This is a genomic window from Actinomycetospora lemnae, assembly GCF_028737315.1.
Classification (GTDB): Bacteria; Actinomycetota; Actinomycetes; order Mycobacteriales; family Pseudonocardiaceae; genus Actinomycetospora; species Actinomycetospora lemnae.
In genome coordinates this window covers 56,213-83,073 of sequence record NZ_JAQZAO010000009.1, presented here as the reverse complement: position 1 = coordinate 83,073, position 26,861 = coordinate 56,213, and the positions used below count along the sequence as shown (strand labels likewise).

The following is a 26,861-nucleotide window of genomic DNA, read 5'->3' as shown; positions in this document are numbered from 1 at the left end:
CCGGCGCCTCCTCCCCGATCCCAGAACGAACACCGGAAAGGAACCCCTCATGGTTCAGGGCAGCCTCAACATGGTCGGCTACGGCCTCTCCGCCGTCGGCCCCGGTATCGGCGTCGGCATCGTCTTCGCGGCGTTCATCAACGGCGTGGCGCGCCAGCCCGAGGCCCGTGGCCAGCTGCAGACCATCGCGTTCATCGGCTTCGCCCTCTCCGAGGCGCTCGCCATCATCGGTCTGGTCCTCGCGTTCGCCATCTGATTCCCCCTGACCGGTCGACACCGCACGGGCGGGAGGTGAACCGATGAGCCTGACCCAGCTGCTGGCCGAGGAACAGCCGGCCGGCAAGCCCTACGCGACGCTGCCGCACACCGCGGAGATCATCGTCGGCCTGGTGGCGTTCGCGCTGCTCATCTACGTGCTCTACAGGTACGCCTGGCCGAACCTGGTCTCCTCGCACGAGGACACGAAGAAGCAGATCGAGTCGGGCATCGCGCGGGCGGAGGCCATGGAGGCCGACGCCAAGGCCGAGCTCGCCCGCAACCGCCAGCGGCTGGCCGGCGTCGACGACGAGACCGCGCGGATCCGGGACGACGCCCGGGCCGATGCCGAGCGCATCGGGCAGGACATGGACAACCGTGCGGCCGAGGAGGCCGAGCGGATCAAGGGCCAGGGCCGGCAGTCGCTCGAGGCCTCGCGGTCGCGCGCGATCGCGGAGCTGCGGGCCGAGACCGGGCGCCGGTCGGTGGAGCTGTCGCGGCGCATCGTCGAGTCGGCGCTGTCCGACGACGCGAGCCGCGGACAGAGCGTCGACCGCTTCCTCGACGAGCTCGAGGCCATGGGCGGGTCCGGCGACGGGCCTGCCGACGCGTCCGGCGACGGGTCCGGCCGGTCCGCCACGTCGGCGGCGTTCGGGACGGCCGGCCCGGCCGGCCCGTCGACCACGCCCACCCAGGGGAACGGAGCGCAGTCGTGACGTCCTCGACGGGCATCCTGGCCGACTTCCACGCGGCGAGCCGCGACGCGCTGGAGGCCACGCGCCGCCGGCTCGGCGAGGCGACGGGGCAGGCGTCGGCGGGCGACCTGCAGACGGTGGCCGACCAGCTCGACGCGGTCGCCGACCTCCTGCGTCGCGAGCCCGTCCTGCGCCGCACGCTGGCCGACTCGTCGCGCTCCGCGGAGGACCGGGAGGGCCTCGCGTCGCGCCTGGTCGACCAGCAGGTCACCTCCGCCACGGCCGACGTCGTGCGCACGGCGGTGTCGTCGGCGTGGTCGCGTCCCGACGACCTGGTCGACGGCCTGCGCATCGTCGCCCGCGAGGCCCTGCTGGTCTCGGCCGAGCGGGACGGGCGCCTCGACGCCGTCGAGGACGAGCTGTTCCGGCTCGGCCGCATCGTCGCCGCGGAGCCCGACCTCGAGCGCCTGCTCGCCGATCCGGCCGCGAACGCCGAGGGCAAGCAGCAGGTGCTGGACCGGCTCCTCGCCGACCGGACCGAGACCACCACCCGCAAGCTCGCCGCGCAGCTCGTGGCGCACCCCACGGGCCGGGGGATCGCCCAGGGCCTCGAGCGCCTGGCCGAGCTCGCCGCCGAGCGCCGCGAGCGCTCCGTCGCGACCGTCCGGTCCCCGATCGCCCTGTCCGACCAGCAGCAACGACGACTGGCCGATGCCCTCACGCGCATCTACCGTCGGGACATCACCCTGCACCTCGAGGTCGACCCCGCCCTGGTCGGTGGTCTCGTGATCCAGGTGGGGGACGAGGTCATCGACGGCAGTGTGGCCGGACGGCTCGACGAACTCGGCCGGAGACTGGGATGACAGCCGGTTCGGCCGACCCCGGCCGGGCCCACCGACACGTGACCCCTAACGACTAGCGAGAGCGGAAGCCATGGCCGAGTTGACCATCTCCTCCGACGAGGTCCGTAGCGCGATCGAGGACTACGTGTCCTCGTACTCCGCGGACTCGACCCGTCAGGAGGTCGGCATCGTCACCTCGACGGGTGACGGCATCGCGTACGTCGAGGGTCTGCCCTCGACGATGACGAACGAGCTCCTCGAGTTCCCCGGTGGGGTGCTGGGCCTGGCCCAGAACCTCGAGGAGCGCGAGATCGGCGTCGTCATCCTCGGTGACTACGAGACCATCGAGGAGGGGCAGCAGGTCACGCGCACCGGGCGCGTGCTCTCCGTCCCGGTCGGCGACGGGTTCATGGGCCGCGTCGTCGACCCGCTCGGCCAGCCGATGGACGGGCTCGGCGAGATCGAGTCCGAGGGCGAGCGCGAGATGGAGCTGCAGGCCGCCTCGGTCGTGCAGCGCAAGGAGGTCAAGCAGCCGCTGCAGACCGGGATCAAGGCCATCGACGCCATGACCCCGATCGGCCGCGGCCAACGCCAGCTGATCATCGGTGACCGCAAGACCGGCAAGACCGCGGTCTGCACGGACACGATCATCAACCAGCGCGAGGCCTGGGAGACCGGCGACCCGGAGCAGCAGGTCCGCTGCGTCTACGTCGCGATCGGCCAGAAGGGCACCACGATCGCCGGTGTCCGCCAGTCGCTCGAGGACGCCGGCGCGATGGAGTACACGACCATCGTCGCCGCCCCCGCCTCCGACCCCGCGGGCTTCAAGTACATCGCCCCGTACGCCGGCTCCGCGATCGCGCAGCACTGGATGTACCAGGGCAAGCACTGCCTCATCGTCTTCGACGACCTGTCCAAGCAGGCCGAGGCCTACCGCGCGATCTCGCTGCTGCTGCGGCGCCCGCCGGGCCGCGAGGCCTACCCGGGCGACGTCTTCTACCTGCACTCGCGGCTGCTCGAGCGCTGCGCGAAGCTCAACGACGACCTCGGCGCTGGCTCGCTGACCGGTCTGCCGATCGTCGAGACCAAGGGCGGCGACATCGCGGCCTACATCCCGACGAACGTCATCTCGATCACCGACGGCCAGTGCTTCCTCGAGGCCGACCTGTTCAACCAGGGCCAGCGGCCCGCGCTGAACGTCGGGAACTCGGTGTCGCGCGTCGGTGGGTCGGCGCAGGTCAAGGCGATGCGCTCGGTCGCCGGGCGCCTGCGCGTCGACCTGGCCCAGTACCGCGAGCTCGAGTCGTTCGCGGCGTTCGGCTCGGACCTCGACCCCACCAGCCAGGCGCAGCTCGACCGCGGCGCCCGCCTCATGGAGCTGCTCAAGCAGGGCTCCGGCGAGCCGTACCCGGTCGAGGAGGAGGTCGTGTCGATCTTCCTCGGCACCCGTGGTCACCTCGACTCGGTGCCGGTCGAGGACGTCGCCCGCTTCGAGACGGAGTTCCTCGAGCACGTCCGCCGCGATGGCGGGGTGCTCTCGGAGATCCGCGACACCGGGCAGCTCTCGGACGAGAACGAGGAGCGGCTGACCAAGACCGTCTCCGAGTTCAAGGAGCAGTTCGCGACGGGATCGGGCGAGGGCGTCGCCGACGACGGCGGCACCGGCGAGCTGTTCGGCGAGAGCGAGTCCGGGACCGACTCCGACGAGGGCCCGCAGGAGGCGTCCTCGGACGAGTCCACCGACGCGTCGTCGAACTCGTCCGAGCAGGCCGAGAAGAGCCCGGCCCAGAGCTCCTCGCAGGGCTCCTCCCAGGGCTCCGGGAGCTAAGGCCCCATGCCCGCATCCCTCCGCGTCCTGCGACGGCGCATCCGGTCGACCAAGAACATCGCCCAGATCACCAAGGCGATGGAGATGGTCGCGGCCTCGCGCATCGCGAAGGCGCAGGCACGTGTCCATGCGGCGCGGCCGTACTCCGACGAGTTCACCCACGTCCTGACCACCGCCGCGAAGGCCGGGGCCAGCGACCACCCGCTGCTCGAGGCCCGCGAGGAGCCGAGCCGCGCGGGCGTCCTCGTCGTCACCAGTGACCGCGGCCTGTGCGGCGGCTACAACGCCAACGTGCTGCGCGAGGCCGAGCGGGTCATGCGCGAGCTGTCGAACGACGGCAAGGAGCCGTCGCTGTTCGTCATCGGCGGCAAGGGCGTGGCGTACTTCCGGTTCCGCAACCGCGAGATGTCCGGCCAGTGGACCGGCTTCTCCGAGGTGCCGGACTACGGCAACGCCGCCCACGCCGCGGACGTGCTGACCGCCTGCTTCCTCACCGGCGGCGACGAGACGGTCCAGCGCCCGTCGGAGGACGACGGGCAGGGCTCGGGCGGGGCGAGCGGCGGCTCGGGTGACGGGTCCGGCTCCGGCGAGGGCTCAGAGGGCGGGTCCTCCCGGGCCGCGTCCTTCGTCCCGCCACAGGACGCCGAGGGCCTGGCCGGCGTCGACGAGCTGCACGTGGTGTTCACCGCGTTCACCTCGGTCGCGAGCCAGAGCGTCACCTCCCGGCAGATCGCCCCGCTGGTGCTCGAGGAGGAGTCCCCGGACGACGCGGACGAGTCCTCCTCCTCGGACTCCGAGGAGCGGCAGGCCGAGTACGAGTTCGAGCCGGAGCCCGAGGTCCTCTTCGACCGGCTTATGCCCAAGTACCTCCGCGCGCGGGTGTTCGCGGCGCTGCTCGACGCCGCGGCGTCGGAGTCGGCGGCCCGGCAGCGCGCCATGAAGGCGGCCACCGACAACGCCAACGACCTGGTCGACAACCTGACCCGGGAGGCGAACCAGGCCCGCCAGGCCCAGATCACGCAGGAGATCAGCGAGATCGTTGGCGGCGCCAACGCCCTCGCCGAGTAGGGGAGCTGACGATGACCCAGTCCACCGCCGCCAATGAGGCAGCCGCGGGCACCGAGCAGAACGGCTCGCACGGTGCTCCCGGTCGCATCACCCGCATCCTCGGGCCCGTCGTCGACGTGGAGTTCCCGCGCGGCGAGGTGCCCGACCTCTTCACCGCGCTGACCATCGAGGTCACGCTCGGCGACAACACCAAGAAGCTGACGCTCGAGGTGGCCCAGCACCTCGGTGACGGCCAGGTGCGCACGATCTCCATGCAGCCCACCGACGGTGTGGTGCGTGGCCAGGACGTGACGAACACCGGCGGGCCGATCTCGGTGCCCGTCGGCAACGTCGTCAAGGGCCACCTGTTCAACACCCTCGGCGACTGCCTCGACGAGCCGGGCTACGCCTCGGACGCCGAGCGCTGGGGCATCCACCGTGACCCGCCGCCGTTCGAGGAGCTCGAGGGCAAGACCGAGGTGCTCTGGACCGGCCTCAAGGTCGTCGACCTGCTCACCCCCTACGTGCAGGGCGGCAAGATCGGCCTGTTCGGCGGTGCGGGCGTCGGCAAGACGGTGCTCATCCAGGAGATGATCCAGCGCATCGCCCGCAACTTCGGTGGCACCTCGGTGTTCGCCGGCGTCGGTGAGCGCACCCGTGAGGGCAACGACCTCTGGGTCGAGCTCGGCGAGGCGGACGTCCTCAAGGACACCGCGCTCGTGTTCGGGCAGATGGACGAGCCGCCGGGCACCCGCATGCGCGTCGCGCTGTCCGCGCTGACGATGGCGGAGTACTTCCGCGACGTGCAGGAGCAGGACGTGCTCCTGTTCATCGACAACATCTTCCGGTTCACGCAGGCCGGCCAGGAGGTCTCGACGCTGCTGGGCCGCATGCCCTCGGCGGTGGGCTACCAGCCGACCCTGGCCGACGAGATGGGCGAGCTGCAGGAGCGCATCACCTCGACGCGCGGCCGCTCGATCACCTCGATGCAGGCGATCTACGTGCCCGCCGACGACTACACCGACCCGGCGCCGGCCACCACGTTCGCCCACCTCGACGCCACCACCGAGCTCTCGCGGTCGGTGTTCGCCAAGGGCATCTTCCCGGCCGTGGACCCGCTGACCTCGACCTCGACGATCCTCGACGCGCAGTACGTCGGCGAGGACCACTACCGGGTCGCCCGCGAGGTCATCCGCATCCTGCAGCGCTACAACGACCTGCAGGACATCATCGCCATCCTCGGCATCGACGAGCTCTCCGAGGAGGACCGCCTCACCGTCGCCCGCGCGCGCCGGATCGAGCGCTTCCTCGGGCAGAACATGTACGCCGCCGAGCAGTTCACCGGCGAGCCCGGCTCGTTCGTCGACGTCAAGGACACCGTCGAGGCGTTCGACAAGATCACCAAGGGCGAGTACGACAACGCGCCCGAGCAGGCGTTCGCCATGAGCGGTGGTCTCGACGACGTCGAGGCGAACATCAAGAAGTACTCGTCCTGATGGCCGAGATGGAGGTCGCCATCGTCGGCGTCGAGAAGCGGCTGTGGTCGGGCCAGGCGAACTTCGTCTCGGCCCGCACGGTCGAGGGCGACATCGGTCTGCTGCCCGGGCACCAGCCGATGATCGCCGCGCTCGACGAGGCCGGCGTGGTGCGCATCGACCCGGCCGACGGGGAGCCGTTCCACGCCGCGGTGTTCGGCGGGTTCCTCTCGGTCACGGCGGAGTCGGTGACGGTGCTCGCCGAGCTCGCCGAGCTGGCGGACGAGATCGACGTGGCCGCGGCGCGCGACGAGCTGCAGCGCGCCGAGGGCGGCGGCGACGACTACGACGACACGGCGGCGGCCGCCGCCCGTGCCCGGGCCCGTCTGCGGGCCGCCGGCGAGAACCCGGACCGCTGAGGCTAGGCGAGCAGCACCGGTGAGTCCCGCGATGATCGCTGAGCTGGCGGTCATCGTGGTGCTCGCGGTGCTGCTCGTCGTCGGTCTCCTGCTGCTGCGCCGCATCCGCATCCTGCGCCGCGGCGGTGTCGACGTCGCCCTGCGCGAGGCGCGGGCGACCGGCGACCTGGGCGGCTGGCGGTCGGGGCTCGCCCGCTACCGCGGCGACGAGTTCCGCTGGTACCGCATCAGCGGCCTGCGATCCGGGCCGAACGTGGTGCTCGACCGCACGCGGCTCGAGATCGTCGACCGCCGCGCGCCGCTGCCGGGGGAGATGCACCCGGCCAACAGCTCGGTGCTGTCCTGCCGCGACGGCGGGACGACCTGGGAGCTCGCGATCGGCGCCGACGCGCTGACCGGCTTCTCCTCGTGGCTGGAGTCCATCCCGCCCGGACGGTCGACGGGGTACCGGCAGGCGAGCTAGGCGAACGGGCTGCGCTCGTTCGACGCGTCGAACATGCGGACGTGGTCGGCGAGGATCGGCGTGCCGAGGTCGGGCGCGTGCGCGACCGCCCGCCAGGCGTCCAGGTCCTCGCGGGAGCGCCACCGCTCGACGTTGTACACCCGCCCGGGCTCGGCGGGATCGGCGGTGATCGCCACGTCGAGGCAGCCCGGCGCCGCCCGCGCCCGGCGGACCAGGTCGGTGAGCGTCGCGACCACCGCGTCCCGGCGTTCGGGCGCCACCTCGATGTGGCCGGCGATGATGAGCATGCCGCTCAGTCTAGCAACTTTGTGGTCCTAGAAGTGAACCAGCGATCGCCGAGGGCCCGTCTCCGTCGGCTCGGTCGCCCCGGATGCTTCGGTTTCCGACGCATCCGACCGGCCCGGAGCCCCCAGCCGCCGGGACCTCAACGACGTTCCTCGACGACGCTGCGTCCCGCGCCGGGACGCGACTCCCACTGCCATGTCTCGTAGGAGCGCAGCCGCCCGTCCGGCAGCTGCTCGAGCTCGGCGCGGCAGTGCCCGGAGCTCGTGGACCCGTCCTGCGACACGTGGACGTACCGGAAGTCGAGGACGTCGCCCTGACGCGTGCCCGCGAGCCGCCCGAGCGTGATCGTCCCGCCGGCGTACTCGGCCCAGAGCAGGCCGTCGCGCTCGTGGTAGGTGAAGACAGTGGCGTCGTCCACCTCGCCGTCGCCCGTGTTGCTGACCCCGACGAACGTGCGCCCGTCGAGGGAGGGCAGGGCCGCCGCCACGGGCGACGGCGCGGTCACGTCCAGAACCCCTCGCGCTCGTAGAGGCCGCGCAGCTCGACGAGGTGGTCGCGCATGGCCGCCTCGGCGTCGTCGGCGCGGCCCTCGGCGACGTGCTCGGCGATCTCGCGGTGGCAGGCGTCGACCTTGTCCCACTCGTGGGCCTCGACGCCCTCGCGGCGCAGGCGGGTGCGCAGCACGTCGTTCACGGGCTGGCCCATGAGCGTGAGCATGAGGTTGCCGGTGGCCATGAGCAGCGTGGTGTGGAAGTCGAGGTGGCCGACGAAGCCGCTGGGGTCGCGGGCGTCGCGGTGCGCGGCGGCGGCGTTGCGCACGGCCTCGACCGTCTCGGCGTCGGCGCGCTGCGCGGCCAGGCGGGCGGCGGCCGGCTCGAGCAGGAGGCGCGCCTCGAGCAGGTCGCTGACGTGCAGCTGCGGCGTCATGACGAGCACGCCGAGGGCGCTGCCGACGTCCTCGACGACGCGCGCCGGGTCCGGCTCGCTGACGAACGTGCCGCCCTGGACGCCGCGGTGGGTCTCGACGAGGTGCTGGCTCGACAGCACCCGCAGCGCCTCGCGCGCCGTGCTGCGGCTGACCCCGAACGCGCGCCCGAGCTCGCCCTCGTTGGGCAGCCGCGTGCCCGCGGGGAGGGTGCCGGCGAGGATCTGGGTGCGGAGCTCGTCGGCGACCTGGCGGTACGCGGGCCGCACGCGCTGCACCCGGAGGTGGGCGACGGGCGCCGTCCCCGGCGTCGCGGCGGGCGGCTGCGGTGGCACGGCGTCAGCGTAGACGGTCGCCGGGTGCTTGTGGCGCGATACGTCAGACCTTTAGCGTCCGGGTATGGCCGTCGTCGCGGGCTGGCAGGGCCGCTTCTTCGAGGACTTCACCGTGGGGGACGTCTACCAGCACCCGCTGGGCCGGACGATCACCGAGACGGACAACACCTGGTTCACGTTGCTGACGATGAACACGAACCAGGCGCACTTCAACGCGCAGGTCGGCGCGGACTCCGAGTTCGGCCGGATGATCGTCGCGTCGCCGCTGACGATCTCGATCGTGCTCGGGCAGTCGGTGTCGGACACCAGCCAGAACGCGTTCGCGAACCTCGGCATCGACGAGCTGCGCCTGACGAACCCGGTGTTCGCCGGCGACACGCTCTGGTCGGAGTCGCTGGTGCTGGAGACGCGCGGGAGCACGAGCCGCCCGGACGCCGGGATCGTGCGCGTGCGCAGCCGCGGGCTCAACCAGGACGGCGTCGAGGTGCTGACGTTCAAGCGCGCCTTCTACGTGCACCGCCGCGACGCCCCGCGGGCGGCGTCGCACTTCCCGCAGGCCGCGGTGCCCCTGTCGCTGGAGAACGAGTCGCTGGAGAACGAGTCGCCGGAGAACCAGCGATGAGGCCGCTCGAGGACGTCCGCATCGTCTCGCTCGAGCAGTACGGCGCGGGCCCGTTCGGGTCGATGCACCTCGCGGAGCTGGGCGCGGAGATCATCAAGATCGAGGACCCGACGTCGGGCGGCGACGTCGGCCGCTACGTCCCGCCGTACGCGCAGGACGGCGACTCGCTGTTCTTCGAGTCGTTCAACAAGGACAAGTCGTCGGTGCTGCTCGACATCCGCACCCCGGCCGGGCGCGAGGTGTTCCACGACCTCGTGCGCACCGCCGACGCCGTCTACTCGAACCTGCGCGGCGACGTGCCGGCGAAGCTCGGCATCCGGTACGAGGACCTCAAGGAGGTCAACCCGCGCATCGTCTGCTGCTCGCTGACCGGCTTCGGGATGACCGGCCCACGCGCCACCGAGCCGGGCTACGACTACGTGCTCCAGGCCCTGGGCGGCTGGATGTCGCTGACGGGCGAGCCGGGCGGGGCGCCGCAGAAGGCGGGCCTGTCGCTCGTGGACTACAGCGGCGGGTTCGTCGCGGCGATCGCGCTGCTGGCCGGCATCCACGCCGCGCGCCGCGACGGCGTCGGCACCGACTGCGACCTGTCGCTCTACGACACCGCGGTCAGCCTGCTGACCTACCCGGCGACGTGGCACCTCACCGAGGGCTACACGCCGGCGCGCACGCACCACTCCGCGCACCCGTCGCTCGTGCCGTTCCAGGCGTTCGAGGCGGCCGACGGGTGGCTGGTCGTCGGGTGCGCGAAGGAGAAGTTCTGGCAGCGCCTGACGGTCGTGCTCGAGCAGCCGGACCTCGCCGCCGACCCCCGGTTCATCACCTTCCGCGACCGCGACCGGCACCGCGACGTGCTCGTCCCGCTGCTCGAGGAGCTGTTCCGCGGCCGGGACGTCGCCACCTGGATCGCCGCGATGCAGGCCGCCGGCATCCCGTGCGCCCCGATCCACGACGTCGGCGAGGCCCTCGCCGACGAGCACACCGTCGCCCGCGGCCTCGTCGCCGAGACCGAGCACGCGCACTGGGGGACCGTCCGGTCGCTGCGCTCGCCGGTGCGCGTGGGCCCGCCCGGCGACGACACCCCGGCCGTCCGCGGCGGACCGGCGATGGGCGAGCACACCGAGTCCGTGCTGCGCGGGATCGGCTACGACGACGAGCGCCTGGCCGCCCTGCGGGCGGCGGGCGCGTTCGGTACCGGCGAAGGGGCACCCTGATGGACTTCCGCCTCAGCGACGAGCAGCGGCTCTTCCGGGACACGCTGCGGTCGTTCGTCGACCGCGAGATCGTGCCGGTCGCCCGCGACTGGGAGCACGAGGGCCGCTACCCGACGGAGATCGTCGAGGGGATGCGCAAGCTCGGCCTGTTCGGCCTGGCCGTGCCCGAGGAGTGGGGCGGGCTCGAGGCCGACACCGTGTCGTTCGCCCTGACCTTCGAGGAGATCTCGCGCGGCTGGATGGGCATCGCCGGCATCCTCGGCAGCCACTCGGTGTCGTGCTGGATGATCGCCCGCCACGGCACCGAGGAGCAGAAGCAGCGCTACCTGCCCGAGCTCGCGACGGGGGAGCGGCGCACCGCGATCGCGCTCACCGAGCCGGGCGCGGGCACCGACCTGCAGAGCATCACGACCACGGCGACGAGGGACGGCGACGACTACGTCGTCCGCGGCACCAAGATGTGGATCACGAACGCCCGGCACGCCGACCCGCTGCCGGTGCTCGTGAAGACCGACCCGTCGGCGTCGCCGCCGCACCGCGGCATGAGCATGCTGCTCGTCGAGGCCGGCTCTCCCGGGCTCGAGATCACGAAGGACATGGGCAAGCTCGGCTACAAGGGCACCGAGTCGTGCGAGGTGGTGCTCGACGACGTGCGGGTGCCGGCGTCCCAGCTGCTCGGCGGGGTCGAGGGGCGCGGGCTGCAGCAGGCGCTGTCGTCGCTGGAGACGGGGCGGGTCAACATCGCGGCGCGCTCGGTCGGCATCGCCCAGCGGGCCTACGAGGAGGCGCTGTCCTACGCCCGCGAGCGCACCGCGTTCGGGCAGCCGATCGGCGACTTCCAGGCCGTGCAGCTGCGGCTCTCGGCCATCGCGGTGAAGCTGCAGGCCGCCCGCTTGATGACGTACTGGGCGGCGTCGCGCATGGACGAGGGCGTGCGGATGGACACCGAGTCGGGCATGGCGAAGATCTTCGCGTCGGACGCGGCGCTGGAGTGCGCCACCGACGCCATGCGCATCCACGGCGGCTACGGCTACTCGACGGAGTTCGAGGTCGAGCGGCTCTACCGCGACGCGCCGCTGATGTCGATCGGTGAGGGCACCAACGACATGCTCGGCACCGTCGTCGCGCGGTCGCTGCTCGCGGGGAAGGCGACGATCGGGTGAGCGGGGAGGGTGGGACGACCGACGCCGTCCCCGGCGCCGAGGAGCTGGCCGCGCTCGCCGCCCGCCTCGGCTTCACGGTCGACGAGGAGACGGTGGCGGCGCTGCGCGCGGCGGTGGTGGGCGCCGAGACCGCGGTCGCCCGCCTGCGCGCCCGCCCCCTGCCCGCGGACGGTGCCGCCGACCCGGCCCACGGCGACGCATGGGTCCGCCCGTGAACGACCTCACCGACCTGCTCGGCGCCTACGCCGCGGGCCGCACCACGCCGGTCGAGGCCGTCGACGAGGCCCTGGGTTGCCTGGAGAAGGCCCACGCGGCCTACAACTGCACGATCCGCGTCCTCGACGAGCGCGCCCGTGCGGCCGCCGCCGCATCCGCCCGGCGCTGGGCCGACGGCACCGCGCGGCCGCTCGAGGGCGTACCGTTCGGGGTCAAGGACGTCATCGACGTGGCCGGTGTCCCGACGACGCACGGCTCCTGGAACCACGGCGACGAGCCCGCGAGCGCCTCGGCCACGGTCGTGCGGCGCCTCGAGGAGGCCGGGGCGATCCCGGTCAGCAAGGACGCGACCACCGAGTTCGCCGTGGGCGGGCCGCACCCGCCCCGCTTCGGCCCCGTCCGCAACCCCTGGGACCCCGGGCGCTGGGCGGGCGGCTCGTCGACGGGCTCCGCGGCCGCCGTCGCCGCGCGCGCCGTCCCGTGCGCGCTCGGCACCGACGTCGGCGGCTCGGTGCGCCTGCCCTCGGCGTGGTGCGGGCTCACCGGGCTCAAACCGACCGCCGGCGCGATCCCGCGCACCGGCGTCTTCCCGCTGTCCTGGACGACCGAGACCGTCGGCCCGATCGCGCGCAGCGCCCGCGACGCCGAGCGTCTGTTCGCGGTGCTGCGCGGCCCCGACGGCGCCGACCCGCGCAGCACGCCGCTGCCCCCGCTCGAGGTCCCGGCGCGCCCCGACCTCGCCGGCCTGCGCATCGCCGTGCCCGGCGGCGCGTTCACCGAGCTCTGCGACACCGCGGTCCGCGCGGGCGTCGCGCACCTCGTCGACGAGCTGGTCGCCGCCGGCGCCGAGGTCGTGCCCGGCGAGGTGCCCTCGGCGGGCGACGCGCTGCCGATCGGCTACCAGATCGTGTTCACCGAGGCGGCCACGCTGCACCGCGTTGACGCCGACCGGTGGGACACCTACGACCCGGTCGTCGTCCGGCGCATCAGCCAGGGCATCGTCACCCCGGCCGTCGACTACCTGCGCGCGCTGCAGTTCCGCGTCGAGCTGCAGCGCGAGCTGGACGCCGTGTTCGCGGACGCGGACCTGCTCGTCGTCCCGACGTGTCCCTCGACCGCGCCCCGGCTGCCGGACGGCACGGTCGTCGTCGACGGCGAGGAGTTCCCGCTCTACGCCGCGCAGTCGCGCTCGACGATGCTCGGCAACCTCACCGGCGCACCCGGCCTGGCGGTGCCGACGGGCCTCGCGCCCGACGGCTGCCCGGTGTCCGCGCAGCTCGTCGCCCCGCCCCACCGGGAGGGCACCGCGCTGTGGGCCGCGCGCGTGTTCCAGGAGCGCACCGCGCACCACCGGCAGGCGCCCCCTTCCGCGTCCTAAACGTCTGACGTATGGTCCTGTGAGGCCGATCACCGATCGAGAGGGTGCGTTCGTGTCGCTGGAGAGCCCCACCCGCACGGCTGCCGCGGGACGGGTCGCGGAGTTCGCCGCGGCACTGGATCCCGCCGACGTGCCGGACGAGGTCCTCGAGCGGGCGCGCCACCTCGTGCTCGACGCCGTCGGCCTGGCCTTCGCCTCGACCGCCTACCCGTTCGCCGGCGTCGCCCGGGACGCGCTGACGACCTTCGGCGCCGGCGCCCACCCGGTGCTCGGCATGCCCGACCGGCTCGCGCCGCGCGACGCCGCCGTGCTCAACGGCGTGCTCGTGCACGGCATGGACTTCGACGACACCCACATCCCGGCCGTCACCCACGTGTCCGCGGCCGCGCTGCCGGCGGCGATCTCGGCGGCGACGGTGGCGGGGGCGAGCACGCGCGAGCTGCTCGCGGCCTACGTGCTCGGTGTGGAGGTCTCGGCCCGCGTCGGGATCGGCGGGGCCGGCGGGTTCCACGACGTCGGTTTCCACCCGACGGCGGTCGCCGGCGCGTTCGGGGCCGCGGTGGCCGCCGGGAAGCTCACGGGGCTCGACGCCACGGGGCTCGCGTCCGCGCAGGGCGTCGTCGGCTCGATGGCGGCCGGGCTGCTGGAGTTCCTCGAGGACGGGTCGTGGACCAAGCGCCTGCACCCGGGCTGGGCGGCGATGTCCGGCCTCACCGCGGCGGCGTTCGCCCGCGCGGGATGGACGGGCCCGGCGGCGGTGTACGAGGGGCGCTTCGGGCTCTACGCCACGCACCTCAGCGGCCGGGAGACGCACCCGGAGGCGGTGACCGAGGGCCTCGGCGAGCGCTGGGAGCTGATGCGCACCGCGGTGAAGCCCTACCCGATCTGCCACTTCAACCACGCGTTCGCCGACGCGGCGCTCCTGCTGCGCGCCGAGCACGACGTGCGGGCGGAGGACGTGCGGGCGATCCGCTGCGCCATCCACCCGGTGCCCGGCAAGGTCGTCTGCCAGCCGCCGGAGAACAAGTGGGCGCCGCGCGACGAGTACGACGCGAAGTTCAGCCTCCCGTACGCCGTGGCCGCGGCGCTGGTGCGAGGGCGGTTCACGCTGGCCGAGCTCGAGGACGAGGCCCTCGCCGACCGCGAGATCCTGGCGCTGGCCCGGCGCGTCGAGGTCGTCGACGACCACGAGGGCCTGTTCCCCGCCGCCTACTCCGGGCGCGTGGAGATCGAGCTCGCCGACGGCCGGGCGGTCGCCCACCGCGAGCAGGTCAACCGCGGGCACGAGGAGCGCCCGCTGACCAACGCCGAGATCGTCGCCAAGTACACCGAGACCATCGGCCGGGTCGCCGACGCCGCCACCGCCGAGCGCGTGCGGGACGCGGTGCTCTCGCTGGGCGACGACCGGCCCGCCGCCGAGTTCGCGGAGGCGTGCCGTGACCAGCGCTGACGGGGTGAAGGCGGGCGTCTTCCTCACCCACCAGCAGCCGCCCGGCCGCGACCCGCTCGTGGCCCTCGACGAGCAGCTCTCCCTGGTGCGCACCGCCCGCGACGCCGGCCTGGACTCCGTGTTCGCCGGGCAGCACCACCTCGCCGAGTCCATGGCGCACATCCAGCCGTTGCCGTGGCTCGCGCGGCTGGCGGCCGACGCGGGTGACATGACCGTCGGCACCGGCATCCACCTGCTCGCCCTGCACAACCCCGTCGACACCGCCGAGGCCTACGCCGGGCTGGACGTCGTCGCCGGCGGGCGCTCGGTGTTCGGGGTGGGCCTGGGCTACCGGCAGGTGGAGTACGACGCGTTCGGGGTGCCGCCGGACCAGAAGGTCCACCGGTTCACCGAGAACCTGCGGATCGTCGAGGCGCTGTGGCGCGGGGAGGCCGTCACCGTCGACCTGCCGTGGACCCGGCTCGACGACGTCCGCGCCACCTTCCGGCCCGTGGCGCGGCCGGGTGGGCGGACACGGCCCCCGATCTGGATGGCGGCGAACTCCGACGGCGCGGTGCGGCGGGCGGCGCGGCTCGCCGACACGTGGATGATCAACCCGCACGCCACGCGGGCCACCGTCGCCCGGCAGCTCGAGCTGTTCCACGCGGAGCGCGCGGCGGCCGGGCGGGGGACCGTCGAGGAGCTCCCGCTGATCCGCGAGGTGTTCTGCGCCCCGACGCGGGAGCAGGCCCTCGAGCTGGCCATGCCGCACCTGGCCCGCAAGTACGAGGTCTACGCCGACTGGGGCCAGGACCGTGTCATGCCCGGGACGGAGTCGTTCCGGGTCGGTTACGACGATCTCGCCCACGACCGGTTCGTGGTGGGGTCTCCGGAGGACTGCACCGCGGCACTCCTCCCGTGGCGCGACGAGCTCGGCGTCGACCACTTCGTGTTCCGCACCGACTGGGCCGGCATGCCGGTGCAGGCGGCGCGGACGTCCCTCGACCTCCTCGCCCGCGAGGTGGTCCCGGCGCTGCGCGCGCTCCCTCTCCCCGTCTCCTGACCCCACAGGAAGGTGGTCCGAAGTGGACTTCGGCGTCTTCATCCCGATCGGCAACAACGGCTGGCTCATCTCCGAGAACTCGCCCCAGTACATGCCGACCTGGGACCTCAACCGCAACGTCGTGCAGGAGGCGGAGCGCCAGGGCTTCGCGTTCGCGCTGTCGATGATCAAGCTGCGGGGGTTCGGCGGGAAGACCGAGTTCTGGGACCACAACCTCGAGTCGTTCACGCTGATGGCGGGCCTGGCCGCGGTCACCGAGCGGATCAAGCTCTACGCGTCCACCGCCGTCCTCACCCTGCCGCCGGCCCTCGTCGCGCGGATGGCGACGACCATCGACCAGATCGCGCCCGGCCGCTTCGGCGTCAACATCGTCTCGGGCTGGGCGAAGAACGAGTACGAGCAGATGGGCCTGTGGCCGGGTGACGAGTACTTCGGCTACCGCTACGACTACTCCACCGAGTACGTGAAGATCTTGCGCGACCTGTGGGACACCGGGCGCTGCGACCTCGACGGCCAGTACTTCCAGATGAACGACTGCGTGCTCTCGCCGCGGCCGCAGGGCAAGGTCGACGTCGTGTGCGCCGGGCAGTCCGAGCGCGGGATGCGGTTCTGCGCCGAGTACGGCGACTACAACTTCATCCTGTCGCCGGGCGTCAACGACCCCGAGGTCTACCGCCAGCCCACCGAGCGGCTCGCGTCGTTCGCCAAGGAGACCGGCCGCGACGTGCGCTCGCTGCCGCTGTTCATGGCGATCATGGCCGAGACCGACGAGGAGGCCCAGGCCAAGTGGCGCTCGTACAACGAGGGCGCCGACGCGGCCGCGCTGGGCTACATGTCCGACGAGGGGAGCCAGGACAAGACCGCCGACGGCTCGGGCACCGCGCGGACGATCAACCTCCCCGAGGGTGCGGTCAACTTCAACATGGCCACCCTCGTCGGGTCGTACGAGACGGTCGCGCGGCAGGTCGACGAGGTCGCCAAGATGCCCGGCGTCGCGGGCATGATGTTCACGTTCGACGACTTCGAGCAGGGCGTGCACGACTTCGGCACGAAGGTGAAGCCCCTGCTCGGCTAGGTCTCCCGGTGGCGGCTCCCGTGCCCCTCGCGGGAGCCGCCACCGGGGTCTCAGGCGCTCGCGCGCGCCCGCTCGACGGCCGCCGCCAGGGCCTCGCGGAACGACGCCGCCTCCGGGGCGTTGCCGGTCGGGATGTGCCGGGTCGCGCGCCGTGGCGGGCCGCCGACCGGCCGGCTCGCGAGCGAGAGCACGCCCTGGGCGTCGGCGCCCAGCGTCCGCCCGCGCTTCTCGGCGGGCGGGTCGACGAGCTCGAGCTGGTCGAGGCGGTGGAAGCTGACGCGCGCGGCGGGGTCGACGCGGTCGTAGCGGTCGTCGTGCCCCTGCCGGTAGGCGATGACCAGCAGCGTCGGGCCCAGCAGCATCTCGGTGGTGTGGTGCTCGACGCGCGGCCCGGAGCTCAGCCGCTCGTGGGTGTCCTCGTCGGTGCGCAGGCCGTGGGTCACGCCGTCGAGCGGGTCGCCGTCGAGCCCGCGCTTCGCACCCTGCGTCCGGATGAACGCCGCGGTCGCGGCGGGGAGGTCGTCGACCGTGATCGCCCCGGTCAGCAGGTTGCGCGTCACCGTTCCACCGTGGTGGAGCGCGGCGACCGGCGTCAACGCTCGGCTCACGAGGGGCACGGTGCGCATCATCGAGAGGCGCGCGGCCTGCCGGACGTGCCCTCCGCGGCTCGGACCGGGCCGAGCACGTGCTCGAGGTGCGCGTTGGTGAACAGCCCGCCGGGGTCGACCTCGCGGCGCACGCGGCGGACGTCGTCGAACCGCGGGTAGCGCTCGGCCAGGGCCGCGGCGTCGAGGTGGTGCTCCTTGCCCCAGTGCGGGCGCCCGCCGGCCGCGGCCGCCACCTCGCCGAACGCGGCGAAGTACTCGGCGCGGGGCGCGCCGACGTACTGGTGGATCGCGACGTAGGCGGTGTCGCGGCCGTGGGCGGTGGAGAGCCAGACGTCGTCGGCGGCGGCGACGCGCACCTCGACGGGGAAGAGCACCGGGTGCTCGAGGCGCGGCACGATCCGGCGCAGGTCGTCGAGCACCGCGCCGAGCCGCTCCCGGGGCACCGCCCACTCCGACTCGACGAAGCGCACGCGCCGGGTCGTGGCGAACACGCGGTGGGAGCGGTCGCCGTACTCGCGCGCCGACAGCACGCCCGCCGCGAGCCGGCCGAGCGGGACCGCGGTGCGCGGCAGCGCCCGTCCGACCCGGCACAGGGTCCCGAACGCCGCGTTCTCGAGCACGTCGTACTCGAGGACGCGCCGGGCGGCCGACAGTGGCGCCGGCGCCTCGTCGACCGGCACCCGCCGGTTGCGCTTGACCAGGGCCTGCGCGCCGTAGGGGAACCAGTAGAACTCGACGTGGTCCTCGCTCGTCAGCAGCCCGCCGAGGTCGGCGAGGACGTCGTCGAGGGGCTCGGGGCGCTCGACGGCGTGCAGCGCGAAGGCCGGCACGCACTGCAGCGTGAGATGGGTGACGACGCCCAGCGCGCCCAGCCCGATGCGGGCGGCGTCGAAGAGGTCCCGGTGCTCGTCGGCCGAGCAGTGCACGGCGGTGCCGTCGGCGAGGACGAGGTCGAGGGCGACGACCTGGGTCGCGAGGCCGCCGAGGCGTGCGCCGGTGCCGTGGGTGCCGGTGGCGACGGCGCCGGCGACCGTCTGGGCGTCGATGTCGCCGAGGTTCGCCAGCGCCAGGCCGTGGGCGTCGAGCACGGCGTTGAGGGCGCGCAGCGTGGTGCCGGCGCGGACCCGCACCCGGGCGGTGGTGGTGTCGAGCGCCTCGAGGCCCGTGAAGTGCCGCAGGTCGATGGCGTGGCCGTCGGTCGCGGCGAGCGGGGTGAACGAGTGCCCGCTGCCCCGGGGCCGGAGCGTCGCGCCCGCGGCGGCCGCGGACCGCACGGCCGCGACGACGTCGTCGACGCTGCGGGGCAGGTGCACGCGGGCGGGCCGGGCGGCCACGGTGCCGGCCCAGTTGTGCCAGGTGCCGCCGCCCATGCCGGCACCGTAGCGTCCGGGCGGTGATCCGCCGCCGTGCTCGCGTCCGGCCGGACGCCGTCGCCGCCGTCACCCGCTGGGACCGCGCGACCGCCGACCTCGACCCGCCCGTCGCCGTCGTCGACCTCGCGGCGTTCGACGCCAACCTCGACGACCTGCTGGCCCGCGCCGACGGACGCCCGATCCGGCTCGCGACGAAGTCGCTGCGCTGCCGCGCGCTGATCGAGCGCGCGCTCGCCCGGCGCGAGGTCACCGGGCTGATGGCCTACACGCTGCCCGAGGCCCTGTGGCTGGTGGGGGAGGGCGTGAGCGACGACGTCCTCGTGGCCTACCCGGCCGTCGACCGCGCCGCCCTGCGTGCGCTGGCCGCCGACGGCCGCGCCCGCGCGGCGGTGACGATCATGATCGACAGCGTCGCGCACCTCGACCTCCTCGACGCCGTCCTCGGCCCCGACCACCCCGAGCTGCGCGTGTGCCTGGAGCTGGACGCCGCCTGGCGCCCGCTGCCGGGCGTGCACGTCGGGGCCCGCCGCTCGCCGGTACACACCGCCCGCGAGGCCGGCCGGCTCGCGCGGGCGATCGTGGCGCGGCCGGGGTGCCAGCTGGTCGGTGTGATGGCCTACGAGGGGCAGATCGCCGGGGTGCCGGACGCGACCGGCGCGCGGGCGCGCGACGCGGTGGTGCGCTGGATGCAGGGACGGTCGGCGCGCGAGCTCGAGGCACGGCGGGGCGCGGCGGTGCGGGCCGTGCGCGCGGAGGCGGACCTCGCGTTCGTCAACGGTGGAGGCAGCGGCAGCGTGGAGTCGACGCGCGCGGACCCGTCGGTCACCGAGATCGCCGCCGGCTCGGCGCTCGTCGGCGCGACCCTCTTCGACGGCTACACCCGCCTGCACCCGCGGCCCGCGCTCGCCTACGCCCTGCCGGTGGTGCGCCGCCCCGACGCGCGCACCGCAACGCTGGCCGGCGGCGGCTGGGTGGCCTCGGGGCCCGCCGCGGCCTCGCGGTTGCCCTCCCCGGTGCGCGACGACCTCGCGCTCACCGGCACCGAGGGTGCCGGCGAGGTGCAGACGCCGGTGCGGGGCTCCTGCCCGCCGGCGCTGGGCGAGCGCGTGTGGATGCGCCACGCCAAGGCCGGCGAGCTCGCCGAGCACGTCACCGCCTACCACCTCGTCGACGGCGACCGCGTCGTCGCGACCGTCCCGACCTACCGCGGCGAGGGGAAGGCCTACGGCTGATGGACGACCCGGCGCACCACGAGCTCCGGGGTGTCGGAGGGGTCGTGCAGGGAGTGCGCGGGGAAGTCGAACACCGCGATCATCAGCTGCATCGGGTAGTCCGGAGCCTGGTAGAGCGTCCGCGTCGGGACGCCGTCGATCGACAGCTCGACGCCGCCCGGGCGGCGGTGCGCCGCGTAGGTGTGCCAGGCGGTGACGTCGAGGTCGCGGGGCTCGGCGACGAAGTCCTCGACGAGGTGCGGGTCGCGGAAGGCCTTGATGCCCGAGCCCACGGCGGCGTGGGCACCGGTGACGGTGTCGCCGAACACCTCGACCAGGCAGATCTCGCCGGAGCGCTCGGGGGCGTCCTCGAGGCCGATGAGCCACGCGGAGAACATCGCCGACGGCCCGATGCGCGCGCGGCATTCGACGGCGACGGTGCCGTCGCCCGGGGTGATCCCGAGGACGGTCGGCTGCTCCTCGCGCACGGTCTGGCCGGGGCGGAACGGCTGCTGGCCGTCGGTGCTGCCCACCGGCCCCGACCGGTTGGCCGACTGGACGGCCGAGACGCGCAGCGGCGGGTCGTGGTCTCCCGCGCACCACAGCGGCTGCTCGGGCGGGATCGTGAGGTGCAGCCCGTCCCCGTCGACCGACCACGTCGCGGCGGCCGCGGCGCGCGAGCTCCAGGCCGGGAGGTAGGCGGGCGTCCACACGGCGGGGTCGAGGCCGTCGGCGAAGCGCTCGTCGACGGCCATCAGCCCTCCTGCTGCTCCTCGGGGCCGCCCGGGACCCAGAGGACGTCGCCTCCCGGGTTCGCGACCCGGCCGAGGATGAACAGCAGGTCCGAGAGCCGGTTGAGGTAGTGCGCGGGCAGGCGGCTGGTGCGGTCGGGGTCGGCGGCGATGACGGCCCACGTGCTGCGCTCGGCGCGGCGGGTCACGGTGCGCGCGACGTTGAGGTACGCCGCGGCCGGGGTGCCGCCGGGCAGGATGAACGAGGTCAGCTTCGGCAGGTCGGCGTTGAACTCGTCGCACCAGCCCTCGAGCCGCTCGACCTGCCGCTCGGTGACGCGCAGCGGCGGGTACTCGGGGTTCTCGACGATCGGCGTCGCGAGGTCCGCGCCCACGTCGAACAGGTCGTTCTGGATCTGGCGCAGGGGCGCGACGATCGCCTCCGGCGGGTCGCCCACCGAGAGCGCCACGCCGATGGCGGCGTTCGCCTCCTCGGAGTCGGCGTAGGCCGAGAGCCGCGGGTTGGTCTTGGGCACGCGCGAGAAGTCCGAGAGACCGGTGGTCCCGTCGTCGCCGGTGCGCGTGTAGATCCGGGTGAGGTGAACGGCCACGCCGCCAGTCTAGGGAGCGTCGGGCCTCGCGAGGTGGTCCGCGGCGGCGAGCACCGAGGCCGCCTGCACGGCGACGAGGTCGCGGATCGGGACGGTGTCGGCGGGCGTGCGCCCGGCGGCCTCGGCGCACCAGGCGGCGAAGCGCTCGGCGAGCCCGGCCCGGGCGGCGCGCACCGCCGGGCGCACGTTGCCCAGCGCGATCTCGGCGTCGAGCGCGCGCAGCAGCATCCCGGCGTAGCGCAGCCGCGACATGTCGGTGATCTCGGCGAGCGAGGCCAGCTCGGCGACGGTGGCGGGCCGGTCGGGCTCGGCGGCGGCGCGGCGGGCGAGGTCGTCGGCGCTGCCGGCGAGGAACGGGGCGAAGAAGCGGGTGGCGCGCACGAACGGGGACTCGTGCACGGCGCCGTCGACGGTCTCGAGGGTCGCGCGCAGCGTCGCGGCCAGCTCACGGACCGCCGTCCCGGCGTCGGCGAGCAGCCCCGACCGGCCGTGCCCGCTCGGGGTCTCGTCGCCCAGGCGGTCGTCGCGCCAGTAGGGCACCTCGGTGACCAGCGTCAACGTGCCGTGGCGGGCGGCGTACGCGCCGGTGGAGTTGCCGCCGACGAGCGAGCCCTGCTCCCCGGTGACCTCGAGGTGGTCGTAGGCGTCGCGGATGTCGAGCGAGCGGTAGATGCCCTCGGCGAGCAGCGGGATCCACGGCGCCTCGGGCTCGCCGCGGTGCAGCGTGAGGCCCGCCTGCGCCGGGATCGCCTGCAGCAGCGGGTGCAGCGGGGGCTCGGGGCGGGAGAGGTAGTGGTAGACGCCGCCGACCTCGGCGTTGTGCAGCGAGGCCATGAGCACCGGGCGGTGCTCGTCGACCAGGCGCATCAGCGCGAGCGTCTCGGGCAGCACCGCGTCGAACCAGGCGTCCTTGTGCGCGAGCGGGAAGCTCCACTCGATCTGCTCGTTCCCGGCCTGCCGGTAGAGGTGGCGGGCGTAGTGCTCGCGCGTGAACGGCCCGGCGAGCCACCCCTCGTTGAGGCGCAGCCCGTCCGGGTCGATGCACGGGACGACGTGCCAGACGAGCCCGAGGCGTGCGCGCAGCGCGTCGTCCTGCGCGAGCCGCCGGGCGAGGTGCAGCGCGGTGAGCCCGCCGACCGGCTCGTTGGGGTGGGGCAGGCCGATGACCAGCGCGGAGGGGCTGGCCGGCCCGTCCCCGGCCCCGATCGTCAGCGCCGTGAGGGGCTCGCCCTGCCCCGAGGTGCCGACGCGCCGGCGCGTGACGACCCCCGGGTGCTCGGCGGCGAGGCGTTCGGCCCCGGCCGCGAGCTCGTCCGCGCCGGCGAGGGTGTCGCGGGGCGGGACCCCGGCCATCTCGGCGACGAGCCAGCCGGGGAGCGCGCTCACGGCGGGCGATCCTGCCAGCGTCAGCGGGCCAGCGCCCCCGCGAACAGCGGCACGGCCCGGTCGAGCGCCGCCGCGGTGCCGGGCACGGAGCCCGACGAGAACGCGTCGCTCGTCGTCTTGTCGTCGAGGACGACGAGGTGCCCGGCCTGGGCGGCGGGGGTGCGCGAGAGCACGGGGTCGGCGCGGATGGCGTCGGCGCTGCCGCCGATCGGGAAGGCGACGGTGAGGTCCGAGGAGAGCAGCCCGACCTGCTCGCCGGAGAGGTTGACGTAGAACGACCCGGCCGCCTGCGAGGAGAGCGCCTCGATCTGCGGCGGGGTCCGGAAACCGAGCCCGTCCATGACGTCCACCCGGGCGTCGCCGGGGATGTAGGCGCCCCACTGGCCGCCGAAGAAGGCACCGACCGCGGCCTGCTTGCCGGCGAACGAGGGGTTCGCGGCCGTCGTGGCGCGGAACTCCTCCTCGAGCCCCGCGATCTGGCGCGCACCCTCCTCGGGCTTGCCCAGCGCCCGGGACACCATGTCCATCTGCTGGCGCCACGTCGTGCCGTACGCGGCCGCGAGCCCGGGCGGCGGGCCGACGGTGGGCGCGATCCGCGAGAGGGTGTCGTAGCGCTGCTGGTCGCCCGAGGAGCGCGTGTCGAGGATGAGGTCGGGGCGCAGGGCGGCGACGGCCTCGTAGTCGAGCTGCGTGGTGCCGAGGATCGTCGGCGGCGTCTGGTACGGCGGCGACCAGGGGCCGACGCCGGTGCCGCCGAAGCCCAGCCAGTCCGACGCGCCGACGGGCTGGACGCCGAGGACCAGCGCCGTCTCGGCGTCCGACCAGCCCAGCGCGACGACCCGCTGCGGTGGCTCCTCGACGGTCACCGGGCCGAACTGGGTGTCGATCGTGGCGGGGTAGGCGGTGCCGGCGGCCGAGCCGGCCGGGGCGCCACCACCACCGCCGCCACCGCCACCACCGCTCTCACCCCCGCCGCCGCAGGCCGCGAGGAGGAGCAGGGCGGCGGCGGCCGTCGCGAGGACTCGGGAGACGGAGCGGAGCGGAGCTCGACCATGGACGAGACGCCGGATCGGTCCGGGGGACACGCGGACTCCTGACGGTCGGGGCGGGGCACGAACCGGACAGCTCGGACACCCTGAGGGTAGGCAACCCTAACGGTTAGGCTGCACGGCGGCTGGTCCGTACCCGGGAGTGGGGTGAGCGCGCGGTGGTGGTGGACGCACCGTCGTCCGGGCAGGCCCCGCCGGGGCAGCGGACGGGTCCGCCCGGCGTGGCGGGGTCCGCGACGCGCGCGGTCGGGCTGCTCGCGCTGGTCGGGATCGCGCTGCTCGTGCTGCTGGTCAGCATCGGTATCGGCTCGCGCGACATCGGGCTCGCGCAGTCGTGGTCGTTGCTGTGGGGCGACCCTGGTGGGATGGCCGGCGACACGTCGGGGACCGAGGCCGCCATCGTGCGCGACCTGCGCGTGCCCCGCGGCCTGCTCGCGCTGGCCGTGGGCGCGGCGCTGGGGGTCTCCGGCGCGGTGATGCAGGGGCTGTCGCGCAACCCGCTGGCCGACCCGGGCCTGCTCGGGGTCAATGCCGGCGCCTCGGCGCTCGTGGTCGTGGCCATCGGCGTCTTCGGCGTCGGCACGATCACCGGCTACGTGTGGTTCGGGCTGGTCGGCGCGGCCCTGGCCATGTTCGTGGTGCACCTGCTCGGCGCCACCGGGCGGTCCTCGGGCACGCCCGAACGCCTGGTGCTCGCCGGCTCGGCGGTCACCGCCGTGCTCATCGCGCTGGTGAACGCCGCGCTGGTCCTGACGCCGAGCACGTTCGACGCCTTCCGGTTCTGGAACCTCGGCTCGCTGTCGGGGCGGCGCCTCGACGTCCTGCTCACCGTGGCACCGTTCCTCGCGGTCGGGATCGTCGGTGCCCTCGCCATGGCCCGCGCGCTCGACACGCTCGCGCTCGGCGACCGCGCCGGCCAGGCGCTGGGCCTCGACGTCGAGCGCACCCGGGTGCTGGCCGGCGCCGTCGTGACCGTCCTCGCCGGCGCCGCGACCGCCGCCGTCGGCCCGATCGCCTTCCTCGGGCTCGCCGTCCCGCACGTGGTGCGCGGCATCGTCGGGCCCACGCACCGATGGCTGCTGCCCTACACCGCGGTGCTGGGAGCGATCGTGCTGCTCGTCGCCGACGTCGTCGGCCGCGTCGTCGCCCCGCCCGGCGAGATCCAGGTGGGCGTCACGACCGCCGTGCTCGGCGTGCCCGTCTTCGTGGCCCTGTGCCGCCGGCGCCGGCTGGTGGGCGTGTGAGCGGCGCGACCGGACCGGGGCTCGTCACCGGGCGGCTCGTGCGCCTGGCCGGCGGCCGGGTGTCGGTGCGCGTCGGCCCGCGCTCGGTCGCGGTGGGGGCGGTCGCCGCCGCCGTGGTCCTCGTGGGCGCGGTGGTGTCGATGACCACCGGCGAGTTCCCGCTGACGCTCGCCGAGGTGGGCGAGACGCTCGTCGGCCAGGGCAGCCGGGCCACCGAGTTCGTCGTGCTGACCCTGCGCCTGCCGCGCCTGCTGCTCGCGATCGGGGTGGGCGCGGCGCTGGCGGTCAGCGGCGCGGTGCTGCAGAGCCTCTCGCGCAACGTGCTCGGCAGCCCCGACGTCATCGGCTTCACCACCGGCGCCTCGACCGGCGCGCTCGTCGCGATCATCGTGCTCGGGGCGGGCACGCTGGGGACCTCGGTCGGCGCCCTGGTCGGCGGGCTGGTCACCGCGCTGTTCGTCGTGGCCCTCGCGGCCGGGCGCGGTACGCAGGGCCTGCGCATGGTGCTCATCGGCATCGGGATCGGCGCGGCCCTCCTCGCGGTGAACAGCTGGCTGATCACCACCGCGCAGCTCCAGACCGCCGTCGACGCCCAGGCGTGGTTGCTCGGCGACCTCGGCAACCGCGGCTGGCCCCAGGTCGTCGCGCTCGGCGTCGTGCTCGTCCTGCTCCTGCCGGTGCTCTTCGGGTGGGCGCGCCGGCTCGCGCTGCTCGAGCTCGGCGACCGGCCCGCCGGCGCGCTCGGCGTGGACGTCGGGCGCACGCGCACCGTGCTGCTGCTCGGCGCGGTCGGGCTGGCCGCGGCGTCGGTGGCCGCCGCCGGGCCGATCCCGTTCCTCGCCCTCGCCGCGCCCCAGATCGCGCGCTCGCTGACCCGCGCGGCCACCCCGGTGCTCCTGCCGAGCGCGCTCGTCGGCGCCGCGCTGCTCGTCGTCAGCGACCTCGCCGTCACCCGCCTGTTCGCCCCCGTCCCGCTGCCGGTGGGCATCGCCACCGGCCTCGTCGGCGGGCTCTACCTCGTCGCGCTGCTGGTGCGGCTGTGGCGGGGGAGCCCGACGTGACCGCCCACCCGGCAGGAGCCGCATGACCCGCCTGCACGCCCAGGACGTGACGCTGGGCTACGAGGGCCGCACGGTGGCCCGCGACCTCGCGGTCGCGATCCCCGACGACTCGTTCACCGTGATCGTCGGACCCAACGCCTGCGGCAAGTCCACACTGCTCGCGGCCCTGGCGCGGGTGCTGGCGCCGACCGCGGGCACGGTGGTGCTCGACGGCGCGTCGATCGCGAGCTATCGCTCCAAGGAGGTCGCGCGGCGCCTCGGCCTGCTCCCGCAGACCGCCACGGCGCCGGGCGGCATCACCGTCGGCGACCTCGTCGCGCGCGGCCGGTATCCCCACCAGCAGCTGCTCAAGCAGTGGTCGGACGCCGACGAGGCCGCCGTCGCCGAGGCGATGACGCTGACGAACGTCGCCGACCTCGCGCCGCGCCTGGTCGACGAGCTGTCGGGCGGGCAGCGCCAGCGGGTGTGGCTCGCGATGGCGCTGGCCCAGGAGACCCCGATCCTGCTGCTCGACGAGCCGACGACCTACCTCGACATCGCCCACCAGGTCGACGTCCTCGAGCTCTGCGCGCGCCTGCACGGCGACCTCGGGCGCACCCTCGTCGCCGTCCTGCACGACCTCAACCAGGCCGCCCGCTACGCCACGCACCTCATCGCGCTGGGCCCGGGGGGCGTCGTGGCGGCGGAGGGGCCGCCGGCCGAGGTGCTCACCGAGGAGCTCGTCACCGACGTCTACGGGCTCGCCTGCCGCGTGGTGCCCGACCCCGAGACCGGGACGCCGATGGTCGTCCCGCGCCGCCCGCTGCGCTCGCGTGAGGCCTCCGCCGACGGGGTCGTGCGGGCCGACGGGTAGCGTCA

At 74.3% G+C, this 26,861-nt stretch carries 28 protein-coding genes and 1 pseudogene; 20 read left to right on the top strand and 9 right to left on the bottom strand.

The window, feature by feature from the left end:
• Nucleotides 1–49: 49 nt before the first annotated feature.
• The 8 genes and pseudogenes from atpE (at nucleotide 50) to PGB27_RS20355 (ending at nucleotide 7,024) form a co-directional block, all read left to right on the top strand.
• The gene (gene atpE, locus PGB27_RS20390) at nucleotides 50–256 is read left to right on the top strand and encodes an ATP synthase F0 subunit C (protein ID WP_116706531.1); all 207 of its coding nucleotides are present in this window, start codon (nucleotides 50–52) and stop codon (nucleotides 254–256) included.
• A 43-nt stretch (nucleotides 257–299) separates the two neighbouring features.
• Nucleotides 300–971 (top strand): F0F1 ATP synthase subunit B, encoded by a 672-nt coding sequence (atpF, locus tag PGB27_RS20385; RefSeq protein ID WP_274202238.1) that lies wholly within the window; start codon nucleotides 300–302, stop codon nucleotides 969–971.
• The gene (locus PGB27_RS20380; RefSeq protein ID WP_274202237.1) at nucleotides 968–1,813 is read left to right on the top strand and encodes a F0F1 ATP synthase subunit delta; all 846 of its coding nucleotides are present in this window, start codon (nucleotides 968–970) and stop codon (nucleotides 1,811–1,813) included. The genes atpF and PGB27_RS20380 overlap by 4 nt, the downstream gene beginning before the upstream one ends.
• Before the next feature lie 70 nt (nucleotides 1,814–1,883).
• Nucleotides 1,884–3,494: pseudogene (gene atpA / locus PGB27_RS20375) on the top strand (F0F1 ATP synthase subunit alpha); the annotation flags it as partial.
• Between the two features lie 132 nt (nucleotides 3,495–3,626).
• On the top strand, nucleotides 3,627–4,688 hold the full coding sequence (locus tag PGB27_RS20370) for a F0F1 ATP synthase subunit gamma (RefSeq protein WP_274202236.1): 1,062 nt from the start codon (nucleotides 3,627–3,629) through the stop codon (nucleotides 4,686–4,688).
• Between the two features lie 5 nt (nucleotides 4,689–4,693).
• Nucleotides 4,694–6,163, top strand: a complete 1,470-nt coding sequence (gene atpD / locus PGB27_RS20365) for a F0F1 ATP synthase subunit beta (protein ID WP_274202411.1) — start codon at nucleotides 4,694–4,696, stop codon at nucleotides 6,161–6,163.
• Nucleotides 6,163–6,561, top strand: coding sequence for a F0F1 ATP synthase subunit epsilon (locus tag PGB27_RS20360; RefSeq protein ID WP_274202235.1), 399 nt, complete (start codon nucleotides 6,163–6,165; stop codon nucleotides 6,559–6,561). Before atpD ends, PGB27_RS20360 begins: the two co-directional genes overlap by 1 nt.
• Before the next feature lie 31 nt (nucleotides 6,562–6,592).
• Nucleotides 6,593–7,024 (top strand): DUF2550 domain-containing protein, encoded by a 432-nt coding sequence (locus PGB27_RS20355; protein WP_274202234.1) that lies wholly within the window; start codon nucleotides 6,593–6,595, stop codon nucleotides 7,022–7,024.
• On the opposite strand, the gene PGB27_RS20350 is transcribed toward PGB27_RS20355, so the two are convergent.
• The 3 genes from PGB27_RS20350 to PGB27_RS20340 all read right to left on the bottom strand — a co-directional run bounded on the left by PGB27_RS20350 (nucleotide 7,021) and on the right by PGB27_RS20340 (nucleotide 8,569).
• Nucleotides 7,021–7,311: a putative quinol monooxygenase gene (locus PGB27_RS20350; protein WP_274202233.1), complete on the bottom strand. Its 291-nt coding sequence runs from the start codon at nucleotides 7,309–7,311 to the stop codon at nucleotides 7,021–7,023. The genes PGB27_RS20355 and PGB27_RS20350 overlap by 4 nt on opposite strands.
• A 137-nt stretch (nucleotides 7,312–7,448) precedes the next feature.
• Nucleotides 7,449–7,814 carry a hypothetical protein gene (locus PGB27_RS20345; RefSeq protein ID WP_274202232.1) on the bottom strand — a complete coding sequence of 122 codons (366 nt, stop codon included), beginning with the start codon at nucleotides 7,812–7,814 and terminating at the stop codon, nucleotides 7,449–7,451.
• The gene (locus PGB27_RS20340) at nucleotides 7,811–8,569 is read right to left on the bottom strand and encodes a FadR/GntR family transcriptional regulator (protein ID WP_274202231.1); all 759 of its coding nucleotides are present in this window, start codon (nucleotides 8,567–8,569) and stop codon (nucleotides 7,811–7,813) included. Before PGB27_RS20340 ends, PGB27_RS20345 begins: the two co-directional genes overlap by 4 nt.
• Before the next feature lie 64 nt (nucleotides 8,570–8,633).
• Between PGB27_RS20340 and PGB27_RS20335 the strand changes: the two genes are divergently transcribed.
• The 8 genes from PGB27_RS20335 to rutA are packed head-to-tail and all read left to right on the top strand — an operon-like array spanning nucleotide 8,634 to nucleotide 16,729.
• Nucleotides 8,634–9,191, top strand: a complete 558-nt coding sequence (locus PGB27_RS20335) for a MaoC family dehydratase (protein ID WP_274202230.1) — start codon at nucleotides 8,634–8,636, stop codon at nucleotides 9,189–9,191.
• Nucleotides 9,188–10,405 carry a CaiB/BaiF CoA transferase family protein gene (locus tag PGB27_RS20330; protein ID WP_274202229.1) on the top strand — a complete coding sequence of 406 codons (1,218 nt, stop codon included), beginning with the start codon at nucleotides 9,188–9,190 and terminating at the stop codon, nucleotides 10,403–10,405. The genes PGB27_RS20335 and PGB27_RS20330 overlap by 4 nt, the downstream gene beginning before the upstream one ends.
• Nucleotides 10,405–11,568 (top strand): acyl-CoA dehydrogenase family protein, encoded by a 1,164-nt coding sequence (locus PGB27_RS20325; RefSeq protein ID WP_274202228.1) that lies wholly within the window; start codon nucleotides 10,405–10,407, stop codon nucleotides 11,566–11,568. Before PGB27_RS20330 ends, PGB27_RS20325 begins: the two co-directional genes overlap by 1 nt.
• Nucleotides 11,565–11,783 carry a hypothetical protein gene (locus PGB27_RS20320; protein WP_274202227.1) on the top strand — a complete coding sequence of 73 codons (219 nt, stop codon included), beginning with the start codon at nucleotides 11,565–11,567 and terminating at the stop codon, nucleotides 11,781–11,783. Before PGB27_RS20325 ends, PGB27_RS20320 begins: the two co-directional genes overlap by 4 nt.
• The gene (locus tag PGB27_RS20315) at nucleotides 11,780–13,162 is read left to right on the top strand and encodes an amidase (RefSeq protein ID WP_274202226.1); all 1,383 of its coding nucleotides are present in this window, start codon (nucleotides 11,780–11,782) and stop codon (nucleotides 13,160–13,162) included. Before PGB27_RS20320 ends, PGB27_RS20315 begins: the two co-directional genes overlap by 4 nt.
• A 52-nt stretch (nucleotides 13,163–13,214) precedes the next feature.
• Entirely contained in the window at nucleotides 13,215–14,612 is a 1,398-nt protein-coding gene (locus PGB27_RS20310; protein WP_274202225.1) for an MmgE/PrpD family protein, read from the top strand.
• Nucleotides 14,599–15,654 carry an LLM class flavin-dependent oxidoreductase gene (locus tag PGB27_RS20305; protein ID WP_274202224.1) on the top strand — a complete coding sequence of 352 codons (1,056 nt, stop codon included), beginning with the start codon at nucleotides 14,599–14,601 and terminating at the stop codon, nucleotides 15,652–15,654. Before PGB27_RS20310 ends, PGB27_RS20305 begins: the two co-directional genes overlap by 14 nt.
• A 22-nt stretch (nucleotides 15,655–15,676) precedes the next feature.
• Entirely contained in the window at nucleotides 15,677–16,729 is a 1,053-nt protein-coding gene (gene rutA / locus PGB27_RS20300; RefSeq protein WP_274202223.1) for a pyrimidine utilization protein A, read from the top strand.
• A gap of 50 nt (nucleotides 16,730–16,779) precedes the next feature.
• Here rutA and PGB27_RS20295 read toward each other — a convergent pair whose 3' ends face one another.
• Nucleotides 16,780–17,337: a hypothetical protein gene (locus PGB27_RS20295; RefSeq protein WP_274202222.1), complete on the bottom strand. Its 558-nt coding sequence runs from the start codon at nucleotides 17,335–17,337 to the stop codon at nucleotides 16,780–16,782.
• A 17-nt stretch (nucleotides 17,338–17,354) separates the two neighbouring features.
• The gene (locus tag PGB27_RS20290; protein ID WP_274202221.1) at nucleotides 17,355–18,707 is read right to left on the bottom strand and encodes a D-arabinono-1,4-lactone oxidase; all 1,353 of its coding nucleotides are present in this window, start codon (nucleotides 18,705–18,707) and stop codon (nucleotides 17,355–17,357) included.
• 23 nt (nucleotides 18,708–18,730) lie between these two features.
• On the opposite strand from PGB27_RS20290, the gene PGB27_RS20285 reads away from it, so the two are divergent.
• Nucleotides 18,731–19,942, top strand: coding sequence for an alanine racemase (locus PGB27_RS20285; protein ID WP_274202220.1), 1,212 nt, complete (start codon nucleotides 18,731–18,733; stop codon nucleotides 19,940–19,942).
• Here the strand turns inward: PGB27_RS20285 and PGB27_RS20280 are convergent.
• From PGB27_RS20280 to PGB27_RS20265, 4 genes are read right to left on the bottom strand one after another with little or no spacing between them, the layout of a single operon-like run.
• On the bottom strand, nucleotides 19,933–20,676 hold the full coding sequence (locus tag PGB27_RS20280) for a glycoside hydrolase family 16 protein (RefSeq protein ID WP_274202219.1): 744 nt from the start codon (nucleotides 20,674–20,676) through the stop codon (nucleotides 19,933–19,935). The genes PGB27_RS20285 and PGB27_RS20280 overlap by 10 nt on opposite strands.
• On the bottom strand, nucleotides 20,676–21,263 hold the full coding sequence (locus PGB27_RS20275) for a cob(I)yrinic acid a,c-diamide adenosyltransferase (RefSeq protein ID WP_274202218.1): 588 nt from the start codon (nucleotides 21,261–21,263) through the stop codon (nucleotides 20,676–20,678). The genes PGB27_RS20280 and PGB27_RS20275 overlap by 1 nt, the downstream gene beginning before the upstream one ends.
• A gap of 9 nt (nucleotides 21,264–21,272) precedes the next feature.
• Nucleotides 21,273–22,649: a M14 family zinc carboxypeptidase gene (locus PGB27_RS20270; protein WP_274202217.1), complete on the bottom strand. Its 1,377-nt coding sequence runs from the start codon at nucleotides 22,647–22,649 to the stop codon at nucleotides 21,273–21,275.
• A gap of 20 nt (nucleotides 22,650–22,669) precedes the next feature.
• Nucleotides 22,670–23,734, bottom strand: a complete 1,065-nt coding sequence (locus PGB27_RS20265; protein ID WP_274202216.1) for an iron-siderophore ABC transporter substrate-binding protein — start codon at nucleotides 23,732–23,734, stop codon at nucleotides 22,670–22,672.
• A 122-nt stretch (nucleotides 23,735–23,856) separates the two neighbouring features.
• Between PGB27_RS20265 and PGB27_RS20260 the strand changes: the two genes are divergently transcribed.
• The 3 genes from PGB27_RS20260 to PGB27_RS20250 are packed head-to-tail and all read left to right on the top strand — an operon-like array spanning nucleotide 23,857 to nucleotide 26,856.
• Nucleotides 23,857–24,942 (top strand): FecCD family ABC transporter permease, encoded by a 1,086-nt coding sequence (locus PGB27_RS20260; RefSeq protein ID WP_274202215.1) that lies wholly within the window; start codon nucleotides 23,857–23,859, stop codon nucleotides 24,940–24,942.
• Nucleotides 24,939–26,003: a FecCD family ABC transporter permease gene (locus tag PGB27_RS20255; protein WP_274202214.1), complete on the top strand. Its 1,065-nt coding sequence runs from the start codon at nucleotides 24,939–24,941 to the stop codon at nucleotides 26,001–26,003. Before PGB27_RS20260 ends, PGB27_RS20255 begins: the two co-directional genes overlap by 4 nt.
• Before the next feature lie 22 nt (nucleotides 26,004–26,025).
• Nucleotides 26,026–26,856 carry an ABC transporter ATP-binding protein gene (locus PGB27_RS20250; protein ID WP_274202213.1) on the top strand — a complete coding sequence of 277 codons (831 nt, stop codon included), beginning with the start codon at nucleotides 26,026–26,028 and terminating at the stop codon, nucleotides 26,854–26,856.
• Nucleotides 26,857–26,861: the final 5 nt, after the last annotated feature.

Coding starts and splice junctions, on each gene's coding strand:
- PGB27_RS20290 (WP_274202221.1), bottom strand. CDS start 18,707: ATGGGCGGCGGCACCTGGCACAACTGGGCCGGCACCGTGGCCGCCCGG.
- PGB27_RS20250 (WP_274202213.1), top strand. CDS start 26,026: ATGACCCGCCTGCACGCCCAGGACGTGACGCTGGGCTACGAGGGCCGC.
- PGB27_RS20350 (WP_274202233.1), bottom strand. CDS start 7,311: ATGCTCATCATCGCCGGCCACATCGAGGTGGCGCCCGAACGCCGGGAC.
- PGB27_RS20360 (WP_274202235.1), top strand. CDS start 6,163: ATGGCCGAGATGGAGGTCGCCATCGTCGGCGTCGAGAAGCGGCTGTGG.
- atpF (WP_274202238.1), top strand. CDS start 300: ATGAGCCTGACCCAGCTGCTGGCCGAGGAACAGCCGGCCGGCAAGCCC.
- PGB27_RS20370 (WP_274202236.1), top strand. CDS start 3,627: ATGCCCGCATCCCTCCGCGTCCTGCGACGGCGCATCCGGTCGACCAAG.
- PGB27_RS20335 (WP_274202230.1), top strand. CDS start 8,634: ATGGCCGTCGTCGCGGGCTGGCAGGGCCGCTTCTTCGAGGACTTCACC.
- PGB27_RS20355 (WP_274202234.1), top strand. CDS start 6,593: ATGATCGCTGAGCTGGCGGTCATCGTGGTGCTCGCGGTGCTGCTCGTC.
- PGB27_RS20280 (WP_274202219.1), bottom strand. CDS start 20,676: ATGGCCGTCGACGAGCGCTTCGCCGACGGCCTCGACCCCGCCGTGTGG.
- PGB27_RS20325 (WP_274202228.1), top strand. CDS start 10,405: ATGGACTTCCGCCTCAGCGACGAGCAGCGGCTCTTCCGGGACACGCTG.
- atpE (WP_116706531.1), top strand. CDS start 50: ATGGTTCAGGGCAGCCTCAACATGGTCGGCTACGGCCTCTCCGCCGTC.
- PGB27_RS20330 (WP_274202229.1), top strand. CDS start 9,188: ATGAGGCCGCTCGAGGACGTCCGCATCGTCTCGCTCGAGCAGTACGGC.